Origin of the sequence: Microlunatus aurantiacus, assembly GCF_039536605.1 — a bacterium.
Classification (GTDB): Bacteria; Actinomycetota; Actinomycetes; order Propionibacteriales; family Propionibacteriaceae; genus Microlunatus; species Microlunatus aurantiacus.
Genome location: NZ_BAAAYX010000002.1, coordinates 312,082 through 336,431 on the forward strand (window position 1 = coordinate 312,082; position 24,350 = coordinate 336,431).

Annotated in this window: 15 protein-coding genes; 8 read left to right on the top strand and 7 right to left on the bottom strand. The window is 71.1% G+C overall.

What is annotated here, in order from left to right; all coding sequences use genetic code 11:
• Nucleotides 1-27: 27 nt before the first annotated feature.
• Both ABD714_RS01630 and ABD714_RS01635 read right to left on the bottom strand, forming a co-directional pair.
• Nucleotides 28-1,152, bottom strand: coding sequence for a Gfo/Idh/MocA family protein (locus ABD714_RS01630; RefSeq protein WP_344810515.1), 1,125 nt, complete (start codon nucleotides 1,150-1,152; stop codon nucleotides 28-30).
• The gene (locus tag ABD714_RS01635) at nucleotides 1,149-1,973 is read right to left on the bottom strand and encodes a sugar phosphate isomerase/epimerase family protein (RefSeq protein WP_344810516.1); all 825 of its coding nucleotides are present in this window, start codon (nucleotides 1,971-1,973) and stop codon (nucleotides 1,149-1,151) included. Before ABD714_RS01635 ends, ABD714_RS01630 begins: the two co-directional genes overlap by 4 nt.
• Nucleotides 1,974-2,087: 114 nt before the next feature.
• Here ABD714_RS01635 and ABD714_RS01640 point away from each other — a divergent pair, with 114 nt between their 5' ends.
• From ABD714_RS01640 to ABD714_RS01660, 5 genes are all read left to right on the top strand, one after another.
• Complete coding sequence (locus ABD714_RS01640) at nucleotides 2,088-2,696, top strand: TetR/AcrR family transcriptional regulator (RefSeq protein WP_344810517.1); 609 nt, start codon at nucleotides 2,088-2,090, stop codon at nucleotides 2,694-2,696.
• A gap of 97 nt (nucleotides 2,697-2,793) precedes the next feature.
• The gene (locus ABD714_RS01645) at nucleotides 2,794-4,896 is read left to right on the top strand and encodes a M3 family metallopeptidase (RefSeq protein WP_344810518.1); all 2,103 of its coding nucleotides are present in this window, start codon (nucleotides 2,794-2,796) and stop codon (nucleotides 4,894-4,896) included.
• Between the two features lie 218 nt (nucleotides 4,897-5,114).
• On the top strand, nucleotides 5,115-6,626 hold the full coding sequence (gene guaB / locus ABD714_RS01650) for an IMP dehydrogenase (protein ID WP_344811260.1): 1,512 nt from the start codon (nucleotides 5,115-5,117) through the stop codon (nucleotides 6,624-6,626).
• Nucleotides 6,627-6,704: 78 nt separating this feature from the next.
• Nucleotides 6,705-7,808: a GuaB3 family IMP dehydrogenase-related protein gene (locus ABD714_RS01655; RefSeq protein WP_344810519.1), complete on the top strand. Its 1,104-nt coding sequence runs from the start codon at nucleotides 6,705-6,707 to the stop codon at nucleotides 7,806-7,808.
• A 131-nt stretch (nucleotides 7,809-7,939) separates the two neighbouring features.
• The gene (locus ABD714_RS01660; protein WP_344810521.1) at nucleotides 7,940-9,559 is read left to right on the top strand and encodes a glycerol-3-phosphate dehydrogenase/oxidase; all 1,620 of its coding nucleotides are present in this window, start codon (nucleotides 7,940-7,942) and stop codon (nucleotides 9,557-9,559) included.
• Nucleotides 9,560-9,603: 44 nt separating this feature from the next.
• Here the strand turns inward: ABD714_RS01660 and ABD714_RS01665 are convergent, their stop codons facing one another.
• Nucleotides 9,604-10,122 (bottom strand): SSI family serine proteinase inhibitor, encoded by a 519-nt coding sequence (locus ABD714_RS01665; RefSeq protein ID WP_344810522.1) that lies wholly within the window; start codon nucleotides 10,120-10,122, stop codon nucleotides 9,604-9,606.
• Nucleotides 10,123-10,363: 241 nt separating this feature from the next.
• On the opposite strand from ABD714_RS01665, the gene ABD714_RS01670 reads away from it, so the two are divergent.
• Together ABD714_RS01670 and ABD714_RS01675 are read left to right on the top strand one after the other, a co-directional pair.
• A complete protein-coding gene (locus ABD714_RS01670) occupies nucleotides 10,364-13,273 on the top strand; it encodes a S8 family serine peptidase (RefSeq protein WP_344810523.1) in 2,910 nt (969 codons plus the stop codon).
• Nucleotides 13,274-13,456: 183 nt separating this feature from the next.
• Nucleotides 13,457-16,468, top strand: coding sequence for a S8 family serine peptidase (locus ABD714_RS01675; RefSeq protein ID WP_344810524.1), 3,012 nt, complete (start codon nucleotides 13,457-13,459; stop codon nucleotides 16,466-16,468).
• 225 nt (nucleotides 16,469-16,693) lie between these two features.
• Here the strand turns inward: ABD714_RS01675 and ABD714_RS01680 are convergent, their stop codons facing one another.
• The 3 genes from ABD714_RS01680 to ABD714_RS01690 all read right to left on the bottom strand — a co-directional run bounded on the left by ABD714_RS01680 (nucleotide 16,694) and on the right by ABD714_RS01690 (nucleotide 21,432).
• Nucleotides 16,694-18,814 carry a glycosyl hydrolase gene (locus ABD714_RS01680; RefSeq protein WP_344810525.1) on the bottom strand — a complete coding sequence of 707 codons (2,121 nt, stop codon included), beginning with the start codon at nucleotides 18,812-18,814 and terminating at the stop codon, nucleotides 16,694-16,696.
• A gap of 144 nt (nucleotides 18,815-18,958) precedes the next feature.
• Entirely contained in the window at nucleotides 18,959-19,696 is a 738-nt protein-coding gene (locus ABD714_RS01685; RefSeq protein WP_344810526.1) for an HlyD family secretion protein, read from the bottom strand.
• Nucleotides 19,693-21,432, bottom strand: coding sequence for a glycosyltransferase family 2 protein (locus ABD714_RS01690; RefSeq protein WP_344810527.1), 1,740 nt, complete (start codon nucleotides 21,430-21,432; stop codon nucleotides 19,693-19,695). The genes ABD714_RS01685 and ABD714_RS01690 overlap by 4 nt, the downstream gene beginning before the upstream one ends.
• An 867-nt stretch (nucleotides 21,433-22,299) precedes the next feature.
• On the opposite strand from ABD714_RS01690, the gene ABD714_RS01695 reads away from it, so the two are divergent.
• Complete coding sequence (locus ABD714_RS01695; protein WP_344811261.1) at nucleotides 22,300-22,650, top strand: chorismate mutase; 351 nt, start codon at nucleotides 22,300-22,302, stop codon at nucleotides 22,648-22,650.
• Here ABD714_RS01695 and ABD714_RS01700 read toward each other — a convergent pair.
• Nucleotides 22,647-24,314 carry an FAD-binding dehydrogenase gene (locus ABD714_RS01700; RefSeq protein WP_344810528.1) on the bottom strand — a complete coding sequence of 556 codons (1,668 nt, stop codon included), beginning with the start codon at nucleotides 24,312-24,314 and terminating at the stop codon, nucleotides 22,647-22,649. The genes ABD714_RS01695 and ABD714_RS01700 overlap by 4 nt on opposite strands.
• Nucleotides 24,315-24,350 lie beyond the last annotated feature (36 nt).

Sequence of the window (24,350 nt, forward strand, 5' to 3'; positions counted from 1 at the left end):
CAGTCGGGAGGCCCCCCACGCGGGCCGCTACAGGGTCGCGGCGAAGGGGTCGAAGTCCTCGGGCAGCAGCGGGATCGGTCCGACCGTGCTGGTGACCTTGACGAACTGCTCCGTCGCGGCGGACTCCTGCGCCGACAGCATCACGTCCACGCTGTGGTTGCCCAGCTCACCGGAGGCGACGTGGGGCCGGCCGGCGGCGATGGAACGGACCATGTCCAGCACGCCCAGGCCGCGGCCGACGACCGTGCCCTGCTCTTCCACCTCGACCCACGGCTGCTCGAACGACATGCCGTCGCGGAGCACACCGAGCGGCTTGACGTACGCGGTCCGTCCGGTGAACTGGTTCGGATCGGGCAGCACGATGGAGCCCTCGGTGCCGTGGATCTCCAGGATCCCGTGCCGCTCCTGGGCGGAGTCGAAGCTGAGCAGGCTCTGTCCCTGGGCGCCGCCCTCGAACGCGGTCAGCACCTGGATCGTCGACGGCACCTCGACCGGGAAGAAGGACCCGGCGTTCGGTCCGGTCCGGATCTCCCGCTGCTCCCGGGCCTTCCGGCCGACGGCGGCGACGCGGTCGACCGGGCCCAGCAGGCTGATCAGCGCGGAGAAGTAGTACGGGCCCATGTCCAGCAGCGGACCCGCCCCCTGGGCGAAGAGGAAGCCGGGGTTCGGGTGCCACAGATCGGGTCCCTGGGTCTGGAACGCGGTCTGCGCGAACATCGGCTCGCCGATGACCCCGCTGGCGATCGCGCGCCGGGCGCTCTGGAAGCCCGGGCCGAGCAGCGTGTCGGGGGCCGCCCCGATCCGGACGCCGGCGGCGTTCGCCTGCTCGAGCAGCGCCGCGGCGCCGTCCCGGTCCAGGCCGAGCGGCTTCTCCGACCAGACGTGCTTGCCGGCGGCGATCGCCGCCGCCGTGACCTCGATGTGGGCATCGGGCGTGGTCAGATTGACGACGAGCTCGACGCCGGGGTGGGCCAGGACGTCCGGGCCGCTGCCGTGCGCGGGGATGCCGTGCTTCTCGGCCTGGGACCGGGCCCGGTCGGCGATCAGGTCGCCGACGACCAGCACCTCGACGTCGGGGAAGGAGTTCAGGTTCTCCAGGTAGGTGTCGCTGATGACCCCTACCCCGATGATGCCGACGCCGACAGCGCTCATCGGACGTAACCGCCCTCGGTCAGGAACGCGTACGACGAGGCGATGTCGTCGAAGACGTCGCCGGGGGCGTTGTCGTACTCGATGACGGCGTACTGCAGGGCGGTCGCGGCCTGCAGGGACTCCACCAGCGGCACGTCGCCGTCGCCGGCGTGGCGCTGATCGAGGCTGGTCGACGAGAAGGCCGGGGCGCCCGGCGCGAACGGGTTGCTGGCGGGGGCGACGCCGTCCTTGATGTGCAGGGCGATCAGCCGGTCACCCAGGCTGGCGGTCAGCGCCGCAGGGTCCTGGCCCCCGACGAGCGCCCAGAACAGGTCGAGCTCGATGGCGACGCGGTCCTCGGTCAGCGCGATGAACCGCTCGTACGCCGTCTGCCCGTCGAACGAGGCGAGGAACTCCTGCGCGTGGTTGTGGTAGCCGACGGTCAGCCCGAACCCGGCGGCGACCTCGGCCAGGGCGTTGATCCGGTCGGCGACGTCCTTCACACCGTCCTCGGTCAGCCAGCGATCCGTCGGGACCATGGGGTCGATCACGGTGGACATGCCGACCGTGGCGGCCGCCTCGAACACCACCTGGGGCTCCGGGGTCGGGATCGAGCCGTCCGGCGTCCAGAGCGTGTCGGACAGCAGCGGGGCGTGGCCGGTGGGGCAGGCGAGTCCGGCGGCGTCGAGCGCGGCGCGGACCTCGTCGGGGCGACGCACGAAGTCGAAGGCCTCGACGTTCTTCAAGCCGATCTCGGCGAGGCGCTCGAGCGAGCCGCTCATGTCGTTGGAGAACTGCTCGGCGAGGGTGTAGAGCTGGATGGAGGCGACGGGGAGGGCCACGGTGTCCTTCTTCCTTGACGGTGTCGGCAGGGTCACCATCGGCGGTGACGGCACCACTGTAGCAAAAACATCCGGATGGAGGTATTCGGCCTCCGATGACCTACGATCATGGACATGGCTGACCTGTCCCCGAAGACCGTCCGCCCGCGCGGCGCGTACGCCAAGGGGATCGCGCGGCGGCAGGAGATCCTCGACGCCGCCATCGGGGTCTTCGCGCAGCGGGGGGCCGACCGCACGAGTCTCCGGGCGATCGCGCAGGAGGTCGGGGTCACCCACGCCGCGCTGATCCACCACTTCGGCTCCCTCGAACGACTGCTCGTCGACGTCTACCAGGAGTCGGCGCGTCGACTCGAGCGTCAGTCCTGCAAGGCCGACGTCTCGCCGGTGGAGACGATGCGGCTGTCGGCGCAGCAGAACCGGGAGGTCCCCGGGATGGTGCAGCTGTACACGACCCTCGTGGCCGCCGCCCTCGAAGAGGGGCACCCGGCGGCGACGGCGTTCGCCTCCGAGCGGTTCGCCGCCATCCGGGCGACCCTGGCCGACCAGATCAGAGGACGTCAGGCCGACGGGCGGATCCGTCACGACGTCGACGCCGAGCAGGTGGCCGCCCTCGTCATCGCCGCCTCCGACGGGCTGCAGACCCAGTGGCTGCTGGACCCGGAGGTCGATCAGGTCGGCGCTCTCGCCCTGCTCGACCGTCTGCTCGGCGAGGTATCGGTCTGACCTCAGGGCCACCGGTGGTCCGGACTCGCTGCCCGGTCTCCCGGCCAGGGCCTCTGTCGCCGCTCGCTCCGTCCACCGCTCCGATTAGGCTCGTCCGGTGACCCATGAGTCTGCGAGCGCCGGGGTGACCGGCCCCACCGGAACCGACAACCCGTTCTTCACCGCCAGCACCCTGCCGTACGAGCTGCCACCCTTCGCCGACATCACCCTCGCGCACTTCCGCCCCGGGCTGGACGTCGGGATGGAGGACCAGCTGGCCGAGGTCCGGGCCATCGCCGACAGCGACGTCCCGGCCACCTTCGAGAACACCATCGTGGCGCTGGAGCGCTCGGGCCGGGTCCTGGACCGGACCCGTCGGGTCTTCTGGTGCCTGACCTCCGCGGACACCGACCCCGAGCTGCAGGCCATCGAGACCGAGTACGCGCCGAGGCTGTCGGCCCACGCCGACGCCATCACCCTGGACCGGGCGCTGTTCGGCCGGATCGACGACCTGCACACCCGTCGCGACCAGCTCGGGCTCGACGCCGAGTCGGCCAGGCTCCTGGACCGCTACCACCTCGACTTCGTCCGGGCCGGCGCGGCCCTGGCCGAAGCCGACCAGGACCAGCTGCGGGCGTTGAACGCCGAGCTGGCCACGCTCTCGACCGAGTTCGGGGTCCGGCTGCTCGCGGCCGCGAAGGGAGCGGCGGTGCACGTCACCGACGTGACCGAGCTGGACGGGCTGAGCGACGACGCCATCGCCGCGGCCGCGGAGGCGGCGGCCGCCCGGGGTCTCGACGGGCACCTGATCGAGCTCATCCTGCCCACCCACCAACCGGTGCTGAGCTCGCTGCGCCACCGGGGTCTGCGGCGCCGGGTGCTGGCGGCGTCGCTGGGCCGTGGCTCCGACGACGACACCGACACCAGCGAGATCGTCCGCGAGATGGTGGTCGCCCGGGCCCGCCGGGCGGTGCTGCTGGGCTACCCGACCCACAGCGACTACGTGCTCGCCGACCGTACGGTGGGGTCCAACGCTCGGCTCGACGCGACCCTGCAGCAGCTGATCCCGCCGGCGGTCGAGAACGCCCACCGGGACCAGGTCCGGTTGGCCGAGGCCCTGGTGACCGACACGGGGGAGGACGACTTCGCCGCCCACGACTGGGCCTACTACGCCGAACGGGTCGATGCCGCCGGAGACGGCGAGGTGGCGGGGCCGGATGCGGCGCTGCTGCGGCCGTACTTCGAGCTGACCCGGACGGTCGAGGACGGGGTGTTCGGAGCCGCGGGCACGGTCTACGGGCTGTCGTTCCGGCGGCGGGCCGACCTGATCGGCTACCACCCCGACGTCGTGGTCTACGAGGTGCTCGACGCGGGCGGTGAGCCTGTCGGTCTGTTCCTCGGTGACTACTACACCCGCCCCGGCAAGCAGGGCGGTGCCTGGATGGAGTCGCTGGTGGCCCAGAGCCGGCTGCTCGGACAGCTGCCCGTGGTCGTCAACAACCTGAACCTGGCCAAGCCCCCGGCCGGGCAGCCGACGCTGGTCAGCATGGACGAGGTCCGCACGCTGTTCCACGAGTTCGGGCACGCGTTGCACGGGCTGCTGTCCTCGGTCACCTACCCGCGGCTGGCCGGCACCGCGGTGTCCAAGGACTTCGTCGAGTACCCGTCCCAGGTCAACGAGATGTGGGGCACCGATCCCGAGCTGCTGACCCGCTACGCCCGGCACGTCGAGACCGGCGAGCCGCTCCCGGCCGACCAGGTGTCCGCCCTGCAGCTGGGACCCGGTTCCGATCAGGCGCGCGAGACGATCAGCTTCCTGGCCGCGACCTGGCTCGACCTGGCCTGGCACCGGCTGACCGAGGCGGAGGTCGACGACGCCGTGCGCGACATCGACGCCTTCGAGGCGCGGGTGCTCGGCGAGGTCGGGCTGGACGTGGCCACGATCCCGCCGCGCTACCGCAGCCGCTACTTCAACCACATCTTCTCCTCCGGCTACGCGGCGGGTTACTACTCCTACATCTGGAGTGAGATCCTCGACGCCGACACCGTCGAGTGGTTCGCCGAGCACCGCGACCGTCCGCGCGAGGCCGGCGACGTGTTCCGGGCCGAACTGCTCAGCCGCGGAGGCAGCGGTGACGAGATGGGCTACTTCGAGGCCTTCCGGGGCCGACCGCCGCGGATCGAACCGCTGCTGCGTCGCCGGGGGCTGCTCGCCGGCTGACCTGGGCGGCGCGGCCCGGGACGAACGAGGGGCTCACCGGGCCCAGCGGCGCGACACGCCGGGTCACGGCCCACTGTGCCGCGGATCTGTCCCGCCGCGGCCATCCCTCGATCAGGTGCGCCCGCCCGGCTCCGCCCGGATAGTCTTGGACCGGTAGCCGGGGCCGCATCAGACACCGGCGATCCGTCAGGCAAGAGAGGGAACACGTGTCGCACACCATGGGCGATCTCACCCCCGCGGGCGTGCCGCAGCCGTTCGCCACGTTGGGACTCACGTTCGACGACGTGCTGCTGCAGCCCAACCAGAGCGACATCATCCCGTCGGAGGTCGACACCAGCACCCCGGTGTCCAAGCGCATCTCGGTGAAGGTCCCGCTGATCTCCTCCCCGATGGACACCGTGACCGAGGCGCGGATGGCTGTCGCCATCGCCCGCCAGGGCGGTCTCGGGGTGATCCACCGCAACCTGTCCATCGAGGACCAGGCACACCAGGTCGACGTCGTGAAGCGGTCCGAGGCCGGGATGATCGACGAGCCGATCACGATCTCGCCCGAGGCGACCATCGGGGAGGCCGACGCCATGTGCGGTCGCTACCGGATCTCCGGTGTCCCCGTGGTCGACCGGGACCAGACCCTGGTCGGCATCGTGACCAACCGGGACATGCGGTTCGAGAGCGATCCGAACCGGCTGGTCGGCGACGTGATGACCAAGATGCCGCTGGTCACCGGTCCCGTCGGCATCGCCGCCGAGGACGCGATGGCCCTGCTGGCCCAGCACAAGATCGAGAAGCTGCCGCTGGTCGACGACCGGGGCCGGCTCAAGGGCCTCATCACGCTCAAGGACTTCGTCAAGTCCGACCAGTACCCCAGCGCCACCAAGGACGACCAGGGGCGGCTCCGGGTCGGCGCGGCCATCGGCTTCTTCGGTGACTCCTGGAAGCGGGCGATGGCGCTGGTGGAGGAGGGTGTGGACCTGCTCGTGGTCGACACCGCCCACGGACACTCCCACGGCGTGGTCGACATGGTGCGCCGGCTCAAGGCCGAGTCCGCCTGCCGCCACGTCGACGTCGTCGGCGGCAACGTGGCCACCTACGCCGGAGCGAAGGCCCTGGTCGACGCCGGGGTGGACGGGGTCAAGGTCGGCGTCGGTCCGGGCTCGATCTGCACCACCCGGGTGGTCGCCGGGGTCGGCGTCCCCCAGGTGACCGCCATCCACAACGCCTCCCGCGCCTGCCGCCCGGCGGGTGTGCCGCTGATCGGTGACGGTGGCCTGCAGTACTCCGGTGACATCGCCAAGGCCCTCGTGGCCGGCGCGGACACGGTGATGCTGGGCTCTCTGCTGGCCGGCTGCGAGGAGAGCCCCGGCGAGCTGATCTTCCTCAACGGCAAGCAGTTCAAGGCGTACCGGGGGATGGGCTCGCTCGGGGCGATGGCGTCCCGTGGCCGCAACGCCTCGTTCTCCAAGGACCGCTACTTCCAGGGCGACGTCACCAACGACTCGAACCTCATCGCCGAGGGCATCGAGGGTCAGGTACCGTTCCGAGGTCCGCTCGCCGCGGTGGCCTACCAGCTGATCGGCGGTCTGCGGCAGTCGATGTTCTACACCGGCGCCTCGACCATCCGTGAGCTCCACGAGCGCGGCAGCTTCGTGCGGATCACCTCCGCGGGTCTGCGCGAGTCGCATCCTCACGACATCCAGATGACCGTCGAAGCACCCAACTACTCCGGCTGAGGGTGGCCCCCGCCACCTCCACCGGTGTCCGTCGTCCCCGCACCACAATCGACAGAGCAGTCGTAGAAGGAATCCCCCATGTTCGAGATCGGCCGCAGCAAGCGTGCCCAGCAGGCCTTCGCCTTCGACGACATCGCGATCGTCCCCTCCCGCCGCACCCGCGGTGAGGAGCAGGTCAACCTGACGTGGCGGATCGACGCGTTCACCTTCGACTTCCCGCTGATCGCGGCGCCGATGGACTCGGTGATGTCGCCGGCGACGGCGATCGAGATGGGTCGCCTCGGTGGCCTGGGGGTGCTGAACCTCGAAGGACTCTGGACCCGGTACGAGGACCCCGAGCCGCTGCTCGAGGAGATCGCCGCCATCGACGACCCGGCGGCGGCGACCCGTCGGATGCAGGAGGTCTACGCGGAGCCGATCAAGGAGGCGCTGATCGGCCAGCGGGTGGCCGAGGTGCGGAGTGCCGGGGTGCCGGCCGCCGGCTCCCTGTCCCCCCAGAACACGCAGGCGTACGCGGGTGCCGTGGTCGCGTCCGGGGTCGACTTCTTCGTCATCCGCGGCACCACGGTCTCCGCCGAGCACGTGGCCGGCAAGTCGGAGCCGCTCAACCTCAAGCAGTTCATCTACGCCCTCGACGTCCCGGTGATCGTCGGCGGCTGCGCCACCTACCAGGCCGCCCTGCACCTGATGCGCACCGGTGCGGCGGGGGTGCTGGTCGGCTTCGGCGGCGGCGCCGCCCACACCACCCGGGACGTGCTCGGGGTGGCCGTGCCGATGGCCTCGGCCGTGTCCGACGTCGCCGCCGCCCGCCGCGACTACCTGGACGAGTCCGGCGGCCGCTACGTGCACGTGATCGCCGACGGCTCCGTCGGTCGTTCCGGTGACATCGCCAAGGCGATCGCCTGCGGTGCCGACGCGGTGATGGTCGGCTCGCCGCTGGCCAAGGCTGCGGAGGCGCCCGGCCGGGGCTATCACTGGGGTCCCGAGGCGTGGCACGCCACCCTGCCCCGCGGCGAGCGGGTCGGCTTCGACGTGGTGGGCAGCCTGGAGCAGATCCTGCGGGGCCCGTCGACGGTGCCCGACGGCACCATGAACCTGGTCGGCGCGCTGCGCAAGGCCCTGGCCACCACCGGCTACACCGAGGTCAAGGAGTTCCAGCGGGTCGAGGTCATCGTCGGCTGAGCTCTGCTCATGGTCGCGCTCCGCGCTCCGCGGTCACGAGCTCCGCGGTGTCTCGCTCGTTCGTCGCGTTTCCAGACGACGGAAGAGCGTGTCGTCCGGAAACGCTCCTGCACTCCCGAGAGGCTCCGCCCGTGACCGAAGAACTGCCGCGGGGGCCGACACCTGCCGAGCTGGCCGCCGCCGACCTCGACGTGCTGGTCGTCGGTGGCGGTGTGGTGGGAGCCGGAGCCGCTCTCGATGCGGCCACCCGGGGTCTGCGCGTCGGCCTGGTCGACGCCGGGGACTGGGGCGGGGGCCGATCCGGTCGGACCAGCACGCTGGTCCACGGTGGGCTGGTCGACCTGGCCCGCATCGGGGTGCCGGCCGTCGCCGAGCTCCGTCGCGAGCGTGACCTGCTGCTGGACCGGATCGCGCCGCACCTGGTGCGCCGGGTGCCGCTGCTGGTCCCGTTGACCGGCGGACTGCGCGAGCGCCTGGCCATCGAGGCGGGGTTGACCGTCTACGACGCCGCCGCCTTCTCCATCCGTCAACCCGGCGTCCTGCCCGGTCACCGCCAGCTGGCCCGCCGGGCCGTCCGGCGGCTCGCCCCGTCCCTCGACCTGGCCCGGATCACCGGCGCCGTCCAGCTCTACGAGGGGCAGGTCGACGACGCCCGGCTGGCCATCACCGTGGTCCGGACCGCGATCGCGTACGGCGTCCTGGCGGTGCCCCGGACGCCGGTCCGCCGGCTGCTGGTCGAACCTGGCGGCCGCGTGGTCGGCGCGGTCGTCGACGACCGGGTCGACGGTCCGGTGACTCTGCGCGCCCGCACCGTGGTGCTGGCCACGGGCAGCGAGCTCTCCCAGCTGCTGCCGGGCGGCGCCACCGGCGTCGGCGACCCGGGGGGCCGGGTCGACCTGCCCGCGGCGGCGACGCCGACCGCCCCGACGGGCACGGTGCACCTGGTGGTTCCGCGCGATCGGATCCGGACCTCCACCGGACTGGTGCTGCGGGAGGGCGACGCACGTGTCTACGTGGTGCCCTGGGGACGTCACTGGATCGTGGGCAGCACCGCCGCCTGGTCCGAGCCCGACCGGCTGCTGGACCGGCTGAACCGCCACCTGCTCCGCCCCGTCGACGCTGCGGCGGTGGAGAGCACCTACGCCGCTCCGGCCCGGGTCGGTCCCGACACGGACCGTACGCCGACCGTGCAGGTGCCGCGGCCCGGGCTGGTGCTGGTGCGGGGGAGCGGCCTGGCCGGCTATCGCCGTGACGCCGAGCGGGCGGTCGACGCGGCGGTCGGTCAGCTCGGGGGCCTGCACCCCCCGTCGACCACCACCCGGGTCCCCCTGCTCGGGGCGGACGGCTTCACCGCGCGCTGGAACCAGCGGCATCTGCTGGCCCGGCGAGCCGGCGTCCACGTGCTCGTGATGGAGCACCTGCTGCGCCGGTACGGCTCGGGGGTCGACACGCTGATCGAGGCGGTCCGACGGCGGCCGGAGCTGGGCGGGTCGCTGTCCGGCGCCGAGGACTACCTGGCCGTCGAGGTGTGGTTCGCGGTGGTCCACGAGGGGGCGACGCAGCTGCGTGACGTGCTCGTCCGTCGGACCCGGATCGCCATCGAGACCTGGGACGGCGGCGCCGAGGCGGCCGGGGCGGTCGCCCGGCTGATGGGGTCCGAGCTGGGCTGGGACGACGCAGAGACCTCGCGCCAGATCAGCCGCTACCTGCGTCGGGCCGCTGATCGACCGGGGCCCGCGGCGGGCAGCTGATCGACCGGGAGCCGCGGAAGGCAGCTGATCGGGGCGGCCGGACCCTACCGTCCGCCGGACGGCACCAGCGGCACCAACGCGTCCCACCGGGCGGTCTCGCAGGCGTTCGTCCGGGTGAGGGCGGCGAAGACCTGCTCGCCCCGCCAGGTCCCGGTGATCGTGGCCTTCTCCGGACCGCCGTAGACCTGGGCGCACATCCGGTCCTTGGGGACGGGTCTCAGGGCGGACCGGTGGCCCTCGATCGCCGCGCACGCCTCGGCGGGGTCGGGGTGGTCGCCACCGACCGGGTCGCAGGTCAGGGTCCAGGTGGAGGTGGCTCCGGTGCCGTCATCGACCACCACGGTGAGGGCAGAAGACCCTCCCGGAGCGCCACCGGGCGAGGCGGGGCTGGACCCCGGTGCGGTCGGTGGCGAGTCGGCCGGAGAGGGGGACGCCGACGAGGCGGGGCCGCCGGTGGCGGACGGGGACGCCAGCGGTGAGGAACCGCTGCTGCCACTCGCGCCACAGGCCGAGGCCGCCAGCAGCACCCCTAACACGACGATCAGACCTGGGCCAGTGCGCACGGTGTGTCCTTCGGAAGATTCATCGGGGGGCTATCGACGCCCTGAGAACCCGCTGTTACTGTCGAGCCTACTTCCGCCCTAGATGAGGGTCGGCTGACGAGAAACCTCGGCGTTTTTCAGGTTCATTCGGAGGAAATCTATGGTCACAGCGGCCAGTCCCCGCTCCTCTCGGCGTCTGCGACGTGTGTCGGCGGGTCTCGCTGTCCTCGTCTCGGGGGCCCTCGCCCTCAGCCTGACGCCGATGGCGTCGGCCGATCCCACCACCCCGCCGCCGGTCGCGCTGCCGGCGCTGGCCACCACCCCGGGCGACTACATCGTCAGCCTGGCCTCGGCCCCGGTCGCGGCCTACGACGGTGACGTCAAGGGCTTCGCGGCCACCCGGCCCGCCGACGGCCGACGGGTGAACGTCACCGGCGCCAAGGCCCAGCGCTACCGCTCCTACCTGCGCACGCAACAGGACAAGGTGGCGGCCCGCGTGGGAGCCAAGCCGCGCACCCGGTTCGAGATCGGGTTGGCCGGCTTCACCGCCAAGCTGACCCCGACCCAGGCCAAGACCCTGGCGACCACCGACGGCGTCCTCTCGGTCACCAAGAACACCCTGCGGCAGGCCACCGACGACCGGAACTCCGTCGACTACCTGAAGCTGTCCGGCAGCAACGGCGTGTGGTCGAAGCTGGGCGGCACGGCCAAGGCCGGTCGCGGCGTCGTCGTCGGCGTGCTGGACACCGGTATCTGGCCCGAGAGCGCCTCGTTCGCCGGTGACCCGCTGAAGACCTCGCCGACCGGGAAGTTCGTCCCCTACCGCTCCGGCAACAGGGTCATGATGACCAAGTCCGACGGCGGGACCTTCTCCGGCGTCTGCCAGACCGGCGTCCAGTTCACCCGCAGCGACTGCAGCACCAAGCTGGTCGGCGCCCGCTACTTCGGCGACGCCTGGCTGGCCGGGGTGCCGGCCGCCGGGCGGGCCGACAGCGAGTTCGTCTCGCCTCGTGACGGGGGCGGCCACGGCAGCCACACCGCTTCGACCGCTGCCGGCAACAACGGCGTCCAGGCCACCGTCGACGGCCGCGACTTCGGCAAGATCTCCGGGGTCGCCCCGGCCGCCAAGATCGCTGCCTACAAGGTGCTGTGGGAGGCCAAGGACCCCGACCAGTCGGGCGGCCTGACCACCGACATCCTCAAGGGCATCGAGGCCGCGATCACCGACGGCGTCGACGTGATCAACTACTCGATCAGCGGCAGCGACGACCCGACCGACCCGGTCGAGCTGATGTTCCTGTCCGCGGCCTCGGCCGGCATCTTCGTCTCGGCCTCGGCCGGCAACTCGGGTCCGGGTGCCTCCACCGTGGCCCACACCTCTCCGTGGGTGACTACGGTCGGCGCCAACACCGTCGGGCCGTACTACGGCACGGTGACCCTGGGCAACGGCCAGAAGTACGCCGGCATCTCCACCTCGGTCACCACCGCTGTGGGGCCGGCTCCGCTGGCCAACGCCGGGACGCTGGTGGCCGCCACCTCGACGGCGGCCGTGGCCACCCTCTGCGGGCCCGACAGCCTCGACCCGGCCAAGGCGGCCGGCAAGATCGTGGTCTGCGACCGCGGTACCTACGACCGGGTGGCCAAATCCGCCGAGGTCAAGCGGGCCGGTGGCATCGGCATGGTGCTGGCCAACCCGACGGAGAACTCGCTCGACGGCGACCTGCACACGGTCCCGACCGTGCACGTCAACCCGCCCGCCTCGGCCGCCATCAAGACGTACGCGGCCACGGCCGGTGCCACCGCGACACTGACCGAGGGCAACCAGAGCTCGACCAGCATCCCGTACCCGCAGATCGCCGGCTTCTCCTCCCGCGGACCGTCCGTCGGCACCGGCGGGGACACCCTGAAGCCGGACCTGACGGCCCCGGGGGTGGCGACGCTCGCGGCCGTGGCCCCGCCCAGCAACCAGGGCCGGGACTTCGACTTCTACTCCGGTACGTCGATGGCCGCTCCGCACGTGGCCGGTCTGGCGGCCCTCTGGTTCGGACAGGGCGTGAAGCCCAAGTGGTCGCCGATGAAGATCAAGTCGGCGCTGATGACCACGGCGGCGAACCTGGTCGACGAGGACGGCAACGCCGTCACCGACCCCTACGTCCAGGGCGCCGGCCGGGTTCGGCCGGACAAGATGACCAACCCCGGTCTGGTCTACCCGTCGGGCGACCGTGACTGGCTGGGCTACCTGGAGGGCGTCGGCTACGACACCGGCACCGGCGTCAAGGCCATCGACCCGAGCAACTACAACAGCCCGTCGATCGCCATCGGGTCGCTGCTCAAGACCCAGACCGTGACCCGACGGGTCACCGCGGTGAAGCCCGGGCTCTACCGGGCCCAGGCCAGCATCCCCGGCGTGAACGTGTCGGTGAGCCCCTCGATCCTCTCGTTCAACGCGGCGGGGGAGACCCGGACCTTCCGGGTCACCTTCACCAACAAGAACGCCGAGTTCGACGAGGCCGCCAGCGGCTTCCTGACCTGGAAGGGTGCGGGCACGACCGTGCGCAGCCCGATCGTGGTCACGCCGAAGGTGGTCGACGCCCCCGACACGGTGGCCGGTTCCGGTGCCTCCGGCTCGGTCCGGTTCTCGGTGACGCCCGGAGTGTCCGGGGCGTTCCCGATCACCGCCTCCGGGTTGCAGTCGGGGACGGCGCAGGGCGGTGACCTCAAGGCCGGTGACCAGGCCGTGCTCCCGGTGACCGTGCCGAGCGGCGCCAAGGTGGCCCAGTTCAGCGTGCGTTCGCCGAACGCGGCCGCCGACCTGGATCTGTACGTCTACCAGGTGGTCGGCGGGTCCGCGTCGCTGGTCGGACAGTCGACGACGGGGTCGCCGAACGAGACCGTGGTGCTGAAGGCGCCCGCCGCAGGCAGCTACCTGGCTCAGGTGGTCGGCTTCTCCAACGCGCCGGGCACCACCTCCACACCGTTCACCTTCCGCGGTGCGTCGGTGCAGTCCGGTCCCGGGCAGGGCAACTTCGCGGTCTCGCCGGCGAACCCGAGGGCCACGATCGGCCAGCCGATCGCCCTGACGGCCAGCTGGTCGGGTCTGCAGGCGGGGACGCCGTACCTGGGCTGGATCGAGTACCCCGACGGCAGCGGGACCATCGTCACCGTCAACTGAGTCACCGAGTCCGACCCACCGAGGGCCGATCGGCCGCGCCGCGAGCGCGACCGGTCGGCCCTCGGCTTTGTGCTGATGGGTGACGGGAGCGAACCTTCGCTGTTACCCTCGGGGCCACTGGGGCGCCGCCGGGGGGATGTCGGGGGGAACGGGGTCGCAGCGTCACCTCGTGAAGGAACCCACATGTCTTCAGCGACCCCAGCGCGCTGCCGGCGGAGTGCGATCGCGCTCGCCTGCTTCCTGTCCGTCGTGCTCGCCTTCGGGGTGAGCCCGGTGGCCTCGGCCGATCCGTCCGGCACGCCGGAGGTGCCGGTGCCCAGCAGCGCCAGCCGGGAGGGCGACTACATCGTCACCCTGGCCGACGCGCCCATCGCCGCCTACGACGGCGACGTGACCGGCTACGACGCCACCCAGCCCGCCGCCGGCGAGGACGTGGACCTGGACAGCGCCGACGCCCGGCGCTACCGGTCCTACCTGCGGCAGCGCCAGGACACCGTGGCCGCCCGGGTCGGCTCCACCCCCGACGAGCGGTACGAGGTCGGCCTGGCCGCTTTCACCGCCGAGATCACGGGCCAGCAAGCAGCCACCCTGGCGCGCACCCGTGGGGTGCTCTCGGTGCGCGAGAACACCCTGCGCCGGGTGCCCGACGAACGGAAGTCGGTGGACTACCTCGGGCTCTCCGGGCCGGGGGGTGTGTGGTCGGAGCTCGGGGGCGTCGACCGCGCCGGTCGTGGGGTGGTGGTCGGGGTCATCGACTCCGGCATCTGGCCCGAGAGCGCGTCGTTCGCGGGTGAGCCCCTCGCCGCACCGTCCCGCCGGTACGGGTCGAGTCGCACGTCGTCGACACCGACCCGCTCCGGCGACACCGTCACCATGAGGAAGTCCGACGGCGGGAGCTTCACCGGCACCTGCCAGGCCGGGGAGGAGTTCACCGTCGCCGACTGCAGCACCAAGCTGGTCGGCGCCCGCTACTTCGGTGACACCTGGCTGGCCCGGGTGCCCGCCGACCAACGTGCGGACTTCGTCTCGCCGCGCGACGGTGAGGGCCATGGCAGCCACACCGCCTCGATCGCGGCCGGCAACCACGGTGTGCGAGCGGTGGTGGACGACCGGGACTTCGGTCGGATCTCGGGCGTCGCCCCGGCGGCCAGGATCGCGGCGTACAAGGTCTTGTGGCAGGCGAAGGACGCGACCAGGTCCGGCGCGTACGACTCCGACATCCTGGCCGCGATCGACGCGGCGATCAGCGACGGGGTCGACGTGATCAACTTCTCGATCACCGCCGCCGACGACCCGACGTCCCCGGTCCAGCTCGCGTTCCTGGCCGCGGCCTCGGCCGGCATCTTCGTCTCCGCCTCGGCCGGCAACAACGGTCCCGGCGCGTCCACCGTGCAGAGCAGCTCGCCGTGGGTGACCACGGTCGGGGCGCACTCGCTCGCCCCCTCCTACGGCACCGTCACCCTGGGCGACGGCCAGCGCTACGCCGGCATCTCCACCTCGGTGGACGACGAGGTGGGCCCCGCGCCGCTGGTGAACGGAACCGCGGTGGTGGCCGACGGGCAGACCGGCGCCGCCGCGACCGTGTGTGCTCCGGGGAGCCTCGACCCGGCCGAGGTGGCCGGGACGATCGTGGTCTGCGCCCGGGGGGTGGTCGACCGCGTCGTGAAGTCGGCCGAGGTCGAGCGCGCGGGCGGGGTCGGCATGGTGCTGGTCAACCTGACGGCGAACACCCTGGACGCCGACCTGCACAGCGTGCCCACGGTGCACCTCGACCCGCCCGCCTCGGCGCTGGTGACGGCGTACGCGGCGACCCCGGGTGCGACCGCCACCCTGACCGAGGGCAACCAGACCGACACCGAGCTGGCGTACCCGCAGATCGCCTCGTTCTCCGCCCGCGGCCCGTCGCTCGGCACCGGTGGGGACACGCTCAAACCCGACCTGGTGGCGCCGGGCGTCTCGATCCTCGGGGCCGTGGCGCCCCCCAGCGGCGACGGGCGCGACTTCGGGTTCCTGTCCGGGACCTCGGAGGCCGCTCCGCAGGTGGCCGGGCTCGCCGCCCTCTGGCTCGGGGCCGGGCAGCGGCCCACCTGGTCCCCGATGAAGATCAAGTCGGCCCTGATGACCACGGCCGCCGACCTGGTCGACGGCTCGGGTCGGCGCAGCACCGACCCGTACGCCCAGGGCGCCGGCCGGGTGGTACCGGAGCGGATGCTCGACCCGGGCCTGGTCTACCCCGCCCGGGACACCGACTGGCTGGGCTACCTCGAGGGTCTCGGGCTGGACACGGGCACCGGCGTCGAGGCGATCGATCTGAGCGACTACAACGCCCCGTCGATCGCCATCGGTCGCCTGGTCGGGACCCAGACGGTGACCCGGCGGGTGACCGCGGTGACCCCGGGTCGCTACCGGGTCCGGGCGAACGTGCCCGGGGTGGACGTGGCTGTCACGCCCTCGGTGCTGGACTTCAGCCACGCCGGCCAGACGCGCACCTTCCGGGTCACCTTCACCACGCGCACCGCCGACGTCGGTCGGGCGGCCACGGGGTTCCTCACCTGGCGGAGCAAGCGGGGCGGTGTCCGCATCCCGCTGGCGGTGACCCCGCGGGCCCTGGAGGCGCCGGCTCGGGTGACCGGGAGCGGTCCGCAGGGTGCGGCGAGGTTCGCCGTCACCTCCGGCACCACCGGTGACTTCGTGCCGACCGCGACCGGTCTGGCCACGGGGGCCCCGCGGCCCTACACCCTGGCGGCCGGGAGCAACGTCCAGTTCGCCGTCACCGTGCCGGACGGCGCCCGGGTGGCGCAGTTCACCTCGCGGACCGCGAGCACGGGCGCGAACCTCGACCTGTACGTCTACCAGGTGGTGAACGGGTCGGCGGTCCTGGTCGGGCAGTCCGTCTCCGGCGCGGCCGACGAGACGGTGCTCCTCCGCAGGCCCGCGGCGGGGACGTACGTGGGACTGGTGGACGACGTCCGCGACGCGGCCCGTACGACCACCACCCCGCTCGTCTTCCGAGCGGGTCTCGTCGTGCCCGGCGCGGGCGTGGGGAACTTCGCCGTGACCCCGGAGCGGGTCGCCGCACGCGCGGGTCGACCCTTCGAGCTGACCGTTCAGTGGTCCGGGTTGGAGGCGAGCACGCCGTACGTGGGGTGGATCGAGTACCCGGGTGGACAGGGCACCGTCGTCACGGTCAACTGAGACCGAGCCGCCCCCGGGGTGGAAGGTGACCCGTGGGCTGTGATGAACTGGGCTCGCTGCCGAACTTATGTGTCGGTAGACCAACGCGGGTCCGGTTTCACCTGTGGCGAAACCGGACCCGCTGCCCGTTCCTGGTCGTCACTTACCGAATGCAGTGACGACCAGGTCTTGCGCGGGGGGGTGGAGACAACCCGACCGCCCCCGCAGTCTGTGGCGAGATCGCCCCTAGCTCGTGACGGTCATCAACCAGGCGAGCAGGTACGCGCGGCTGTTGCCGTCGTCGATCCACTCGTCGGCCAGTGTCCGCGCCTTGTCCAGGGCGGTCTTGCGCTGGTCGTCGCCCGCGAGGGCGGCGTACATGAGCAGGTAGTCACCGAACTTCTGGTCGAACTTCCCGCTGGTGGCCTCCTCGACGTTGGCGGTGATCCGTTCGGGATCGCCACCGAGGTACGTCGAGCCGGGGCTCATCGGGATGACCAGGATGCCCAGCATCGCGGCCGGCTCCGGGGAGAACCAGGTGGCGTAGTCCCGCTTGCCACCCCAGTTCAGGGTCACGATCTTGTGCCCGTACCCGGAGTAGATCGGCTCGTTGTTGTCGAAGTTCGTCCAGTAGTCCAAACCGGCCTGCGCCTCGGTGGACAGCATCCAGATGGCCTCGGCCTCCAGCGCGTCGTTCCCGGAGCTCTTCGCCCACTTCGCCAGCCCGGTCCAGGCCGTGATGGCCTCCGAGCTCGACTCCTGGTTGTTGCCGTCGGCGAACGGGGACGTGCCCGAGGCCCACGAGTGACCGGCGTAGACGTCGAACACGCGGCGGTCCGGGAAGGCCCCGTTGCCGGCGTTCGAGCCGATGTCGGCCGCGACCAGGTCCATCACCGGCTGCAGCTTCTTGGCCAGCTCCGGGTTGTCCTGGGTCAGGACGCCCGCGGCGTACAGGAAGTAGCCGTAGTGGAAGTGGTGGTCGTTGAACTCGTCGGAGCCGAAGGACGGCGTCAGACCGACGATGCCCATCGCCTGCTCGTCGTAGACGAAGCAGAACTCGCTGCGGGTGTCCGCACCCTTGGGCTCGGTCCACTTGGTCAGCTGCTCGGTGAGCGCGTCACCCATGGTCGTGGCCGGTTCGGTGAGCTCCAGCTGCTGGGCGAGCTGGAACAGCATCGCCGCACGGTAGAGCTTCTTGCCGCCGAAGTAGGTGTCGGCCGGCCACTCCTTGGTGGCCGCGATGTCCTTGGCCACCTGCTCGCCGAGCTCGGACTTCTCTTTCCCGCTGAGCTTGCTGACGTCCAGGGCGGACGTCGGCTCGGAGAGGGGCACCGTGTAGGTCAGCTCGTTGCCGGACGCCACCTTGAGGGTGCCGTAGATGCTCGGGAAGGTGCCGAGGTCGGTCGCGATCCCAGAGTCCAGGCCCTTGGCCTGGTGGGGCCGGATGGCGAACACCGTGCCACCCTCCGCCTCGTACGTCAGCGTGGTGGTGACCACGTCGCCGTCCAGGCTGTAGCTGACCGAGCTGCCGGTGACCGGGTTGGCGGCCAGCTCGGCGAGCTTGTCCACCGAGCCGTCCGTCGGCACGACGAACCAGACGGCCGAACCGCCCTTCTTCAGCGAGATCTTCTTGTCCGCGACCTCGCCGTCGGTGACGACGAGTCCGTACGTGGTCTCGCCGGCCAGGGTGGTCCAGAAGTCCCCGGACGCCGTGTTGGGCAGCGGAGCGGTGATCTCGGTGGCGGTCTCGGCGGTGAACCGGACGTACGGCGAGCCCTGCACGATGGTCGTCTTGCCGATGACCGCGTCGGAGGCGTCGAGGTGGTCGAGGGTGACGGTCAGGGTGTCGTACCCGCTGACCCGCGCCTTCTTGGCCCCGAAGGCCATGTCCATCTCGGGCTTGTAGCCGCCCAGGATGGCCTTCTCGCTCGTGGTCATGGTCGGCAGCCCGAAGGCGAAGCCGGCGTCGGTGAGACCGAAGCTGAGCGGGATCGGGAAGACGGGCAGCGCCTCGTCGCCGAAGGCGAGACCGGAGAACCAGCGGTTGGTCGGCGGGATGAGTCCCTCGGCCAGCCGGGTGATCGGCAGCTTCTTCGGTGTCTTCTTGACGATGTCGGCCAGCAGCGGGTCGATCTGCTGCTTGGTGAAGACCTCGCCACCGGTGCCGGTCGGACCGCTCGTGCCGGCGCCGCCGGTGCCGGACTGGCCGGCAGAGTTCAGACCGCACCCGGCCAGACCGACAGCGACCGTGGTGGCCGCCAGTCCGCCGAGCAGGGAGCGCCGGCTGAGCCGGGAGCTCAGCGGGCTGGTGGAGTGCTGGATATCGTTCGACGGACCTTTGCTTCGCCAGATGCTGGGCAACGTCACGTCCCTTCAGTAGTCAGTCGGTGCGCGGTCGAACCCGACTCGCGTCGGTGAGGAGTGGGGTTCGACCGCACCGTCAAGCTGTGCTCCCGGACAGGGCCGGGAGGGTGATCGACCGCCGGCTGGAGCCGGCGGCCGATCCGTGGGCTACTTGAGCCCGATCTGCCGCAGGAAGTCGAACACCTGGTCGTTGACCCCGGCCAGCGGGCCGTCGTCGCGGAGCTGCAGGGTGGCGATCACCGGCGTGCCGTTCTTGGTCAGGTTGTCCAGGCTGGCGTCGGTCAGCTGCTTGCTGTCGACCCGGACCTCGGTCAGGGCCTTGGCGTTCTCCGTGGCCACCTCGATGGTGGAGACGGTCCCGGTCACGATCTGGTTGTTCGGCAGCAGGATGTCCACCGTCGAACCCTCGACCACACGATCGTAGTCCCGGGGGGAGAGCAGGTACTTGGCGTCGACGTACTCGCTGCCGACCACCGAGATGGAGGCGAACGGAGCGCCGGTGCCGAGCGCGTTGCCGAGCTTGGCCTTGAGGGTGGTCACCTGGCCGGCCACGGTGGCCTTGTAGGTGAGGGTGCCGGCCTTGGCGTCGACGTCGTAGGCCTCGTTGTCGGACAGCTCCAGACCGTTGGACAGGTCCTGCTGCAGCGGCACGCTCTGGATGGTGAAGAGGTTGTCACCCTTGGCGACGACGTCGCCCTCGTTCACGAACTGCTTGATCACGGTGCCGCCGTAGGCAGCGCCCACGTCGTAGGTGTCGGTGGCGACCGTGGCGTCGAGGCTGGTCACCTTGGTCTGGCGCTGGTTGAAGACGAGAGTGAGGGCCGCGACGACGATCAGGACGCCGAGGATCCCTCCGAACAAACGGAGTCGGTTGATCCAGGTCATTTCGCTGCTGCCTCTTTCTGGTCGGAGTCCTGCTCGACGCCGGCGGCGTCGGTGGTGTCGCTGTCATGGGTGGGTGTGGCGGTGCGCTTGGCGGCGGTCAGCTCGGGGACACCGAGCTCGTCAGCCAGCTCCGGGGGCACGATGACCGTGGTCCGGCGGGCCACCGGCTCGTCGTCGACGAGGTACTCGACCGGGTCGGCGACCAGGTTCTTCGGCGGGTGGTTGATGTGCCAGTTCTCCTTGATCGCCACGATCATGAAGGCGCCGAGGATGAAGGTGTTGGTGATGCTCCAGGCGGTGGCCAGGCTGAGCTGGCTGTTGCCCAGGTCACGCCAGACCGAGACGATCGAGGTGGTGACCAGGAAGACGAAGACCAGCACCTGCGGGATCATGAAGTTGAACGGTGACTGGGCTTTCGCCTTGCTGCCGGTCACGTGCCACTTCTGCTCCTTCTTCACCAGGGCGTTCCAGAGAGCACTGATGTAGATCGGGAAGGACACCGCGGCCAGCATCAGCACCTCCCAGCGGAACGAGCCGAGGGTGTAGAAGGCGAGCACGATCTGCATCAGGTAGAAGCCGGCGTAGAAGAGCAACCAGGTCTGCCAGGTGATGTCCAGGTTCACCGGTCGGAGGTCGAAGAAGACCTCCAGCGCCGGGACGACCAGCAGGATGCCGGGCGCGATGCCGGTCAGGTAGTGCGTCGCGGTCACCAGGTACATCAGCCGCTGGTCCATCGTCAGCTTGCGCTTCGGGCTCAGCGGGTTGTGCGTCAGCAGGATCTCGAAGCCGCCGGTGGCCCAGCGCAGCTGCTGCTTGGTGTAGGCCTCGATGGTCTCCGGGGCGTCGCCGATGGCGAGCGTCTTGGGGATGTAGATCGTCTTCCAGCCACGCTCGTGCAGCACCAGGGAGGTCCACACGTCCTCGGACTTGGAGTCGGTGTAGATGCCACCGATGTCGTTGACCGCGGCCCGCCGGTAGATCACGTTCGTGCCGACGGAGAACGCGGCGTTGAAGTGGTTGCGACCGGGCTGGACGAACTTGTAGAAGACGGCCTGCATGTAGCCGGCGCCGCGGGACACCAGGTTGACCAGGTTGCCGTAGGTCTGCGGCGTCTGGACGAAGGCGACGTTGGAGTTCACGAAGAACGGCACGGTCTCGACCAGGAACTCGGGCTTCGGCACGAAGTCGGCGTCGAGGATGACGAAGAAGTCACCCTTGGCGATCGACAGGGCGTGGTTGATGTTGCCCGCCTTGGCGCCGTTGGAGCTGAGCCGGCGGATGTAGTAGCAGCCGATCTCGTCGGCCATCGCCTTGACGTCGTCGGAGCGACCGTCGTCCAGGATCCAGGTGCGGTGCTTGCCCCGGATCGCCAGCGCGGCCGTGGCCGTCGCCCGGATCTTCTCGATGTCCTCGCCGTACACGGTGATGAACACGTCGATGTCGGTCTTCTTGCCGTCCAGCAGGACGGGCCAGAGCTCCGGGTTGTCGGTGAGCCCCGCGGCCTTGATGGCCTTCTTGTCGAACATCAGGCGCTTGGCCTCGTGGAAGGAGAACTCCCGCGGGCTCTTGCGGCCGGACAGGATCGTCCACATCGACAGCAGGGCGTGCGTCACCAGGATCACTTCGGCGACGATCACCAGGGTGTAGGGGAGCAGGTCCCCTCGGTTGCGCGGGTTCAGCAGGAACTGCGCGTAGAACAGGATGCCCAGGGTGGCGATCAAGCTGAGCAAGATCATCACGGGCGAGTACGGGTCTGCCGTCTCCGCTCTGCGGGTGACGGGCACGTGTTTGTCGACTCGTGCGTAGTCGTGGGCCGGACGGGCCATAGTGCAACTCTCCACTATTCGGTGTTCGTGGGACGTCGAAGGAACCGGTGAACGCGCTCGACCACCAGTGGTCATCGACGCTGGGGTGGGTCCGACCTGATCCGGGCGTGATCATGGACGGTCACCGACAGCGGTGCGGTTCGGGTTTCGACTCGACGGTGCGGCAGCTCTGCCACGGCGGTGTGTCCGCGCCTCATACGTGCGGACTCAACCGGTGCTCCGGCGCTCCTTAGGTGGCGCCGGCACTCATCGAGATGAGTGTCGAAGTTGATCTTGGACGTTCCGGTGAAGGACCCTCGATCTCTTCGATGGACTCAACTGTACGGGTCTTTCGGACCGCCCGCTGAGGTTGCCGATGACCGGTGGGTGAACGGGAGGTGACCTCCGCTGACAACGTTGTCAGGTGGAATTTCGAGGCGCCTGACTGGTCTGGTCGATCGGACCAGTGAGCCGGCGTCGCGATTGACGCTCAGAGACCGGCTCCCGCGGCCCCCGGGGCGTTCCGGACCACCACTGGTGTGCTCCTCTGGTATCAGACCACCGGCTGATCTGGTCTTGGTCGCCCCCGTCACACCGGAGGCCGCCGATGTGAGCCGGTCGTGTTCGCAAGGTCACACCACCAATTCGTCCAGAGGTCGATCCTCGGCCGGTTACCACGTGGGAACGCCGGCCCGACGCCTGCCGGACACCGCGCGGGACCGCCGGAGCTGACCACTAGGCTCCACGGCCATGAGCGATGGGTCGGGGACGAACCCCGGGGGCGCCGGCGACCGGGAGATGGCCCCCGCGGTCGCCGCGGAGCTGCTGCGGTTGCGGGGCAGCATCGACAACATGGACGCCGCCCTGATCCACCTGCTGGCCGAGCGGTTCAAGATCACCCAGCAGGTCGGTCACCTCAAGGCCGCGTACGGGCTGCCGCCGGCCGACCCGGCACGGGAGGCTCGCCAGATCGAGCGCCTCCGGTCGCTGGCCACGGAGGCCAAGCTGGATCCCGAGTTCGCGGAGAAGTTCCTGACCTTCGTGGTCTCCGAGGTCGTGCGCCACCACGAGACCCTGCAGCGATCCACCGAGCTGTCACCCGCTGGGGTCACTCCGGCCACCACAGGGTCTGACAGCCCGGCCGACTAGCCCCCCAGCGACGCCGCGACGGCTCGACCGGCGGTCCGCCCGCTGAACACGCAGCCACCCAGGAACGTGCCTTCCAGCGCCCGGTGGCCGTGCATGCCACCGCCGCCGAACCCGGCCGCCTCGCCGACGGCGTAGACGCCCGGCAGCGGCGTTCCGTCCGCCTGCAGGACCCGGGCGTCGAGGTCGGTCTCCAGTCCGCCCAGCGTCTTGCGGGTCAGCACGTGCAACCGGACAGCCAGCAGCGGTCCACCCGGTCCGGCCCGCCCCTCGCCCGGGGCGTCCGGGTCGAGCAGCGGGTGCGGCCCGGCGACCCGCATCAGCCTGTCCACCAGGAAGCGGCGCGCCGCCGCCACCGCGACCACCTGGGGGTCCTTGCCCAGCCCGGAGGTCACCTGCAGGTCGTGCGCCTCGATCAGCTCGCGGAGCGCACCGGCGTCGACCAGGGGCGCACCGGCCAGTTCGTTCATCTTGGCCGTCAGCTCGGCGGTGCTGGCCGCGGTCAGGAAGTCCTCCCCACCGTCCAGGAACGCCTGCAGCTCGGGCGTGGGGCCGGGACGCAGCCGGCCGGCCAGCAGCCTCAGGTCCTTGCCGGTGAGGTCGCCGTTCTGCTCCGAGCCGGACAGGGCCAGCTCCTTGGCGGCGGTCTCGAGGTCGAGGACGAACCAGGAGTGGTCGTGGCCGCCGGCGGTGAGGTGCCGTAGCGCCCCGAGGGCGTCGAAGCCGGGGAACAGCGGTGTCGGCAGCCGCCGGCCGCGGGCGTCCAACCACAGGCTGGACGGCCCCGGGAGGATCCGGATCCCGTGCCGGCTCCACAGCGGCGTGTGGTTCACCACCCCCTCGGGGTAGTGCCACATCCGGTCCGGGTTGATCACGCGTCCGCCGGCCGCCGCGGTCACCTCCAGCATCGAGCCGTCCACGTAGTCGGGGACGCCGGCGATCATCGCCCGGGGCGGTTCCCCGTACCCCCGCGGCCAGCTCCGGCGGACCAGGTCGAGGTTGCCGCCGAGCCCGCCGCCGGCCACCACCACGGCCTGCGCCGCGAAGGAGAACTCACCCACCGCAGCTGTGGGGCTCGGCACCCCGCGGGCGGCGTCGCTGGGCTCCAGCACCACCCCGTGCACGCGGACGCCGTCGGCCCCCACGTCGATCCCGGTCACCTTGTGGCGGCTGCGGATCCGCACCCGGGCCGACGCCAGCACCGCCGCGGCGAAGGGCTGCACCAGACCGGGACCGGTGCCCCAGGTGACGTGGAAGCGGGGGACCGAGTTGCCGTGACCCGGGACCTGGTAGCCGCCGCGCTCGGCCCACTGCACCAGCGGGAACCAGCGCACGCCGAGACCGTGCAGCCAGGCCCGCTTCTCGCCCGCCGCGAAGTGCACGTACGCCTCGGCCCAGCGGCGTGGCCAGTAGTCCTCCGGGCGGTCGAAGGACGCGCTGCCGAGCCAGTCCGCCAGGGCCAGCTCGGCGGAGTCGCGGACCCGGAGCCGCCGCTGCTCGGGGGAGTCGACCAGGAACAGACCGCCGAACGACCAGTGCGCCTGCCCACCCAGCGAGGACAGCGGCTCGCCGTCCACCAGCAGCACCGAACGGCCTGCCTCGGCCAGCTCGCGGGTGGCGACGAGACCGGAGAGCCCGGCGCCGATGACGATGACGTCCGCGTCCATGGCGGCATTCTCCCCGCCTCCGTCGCCCGCGCGACG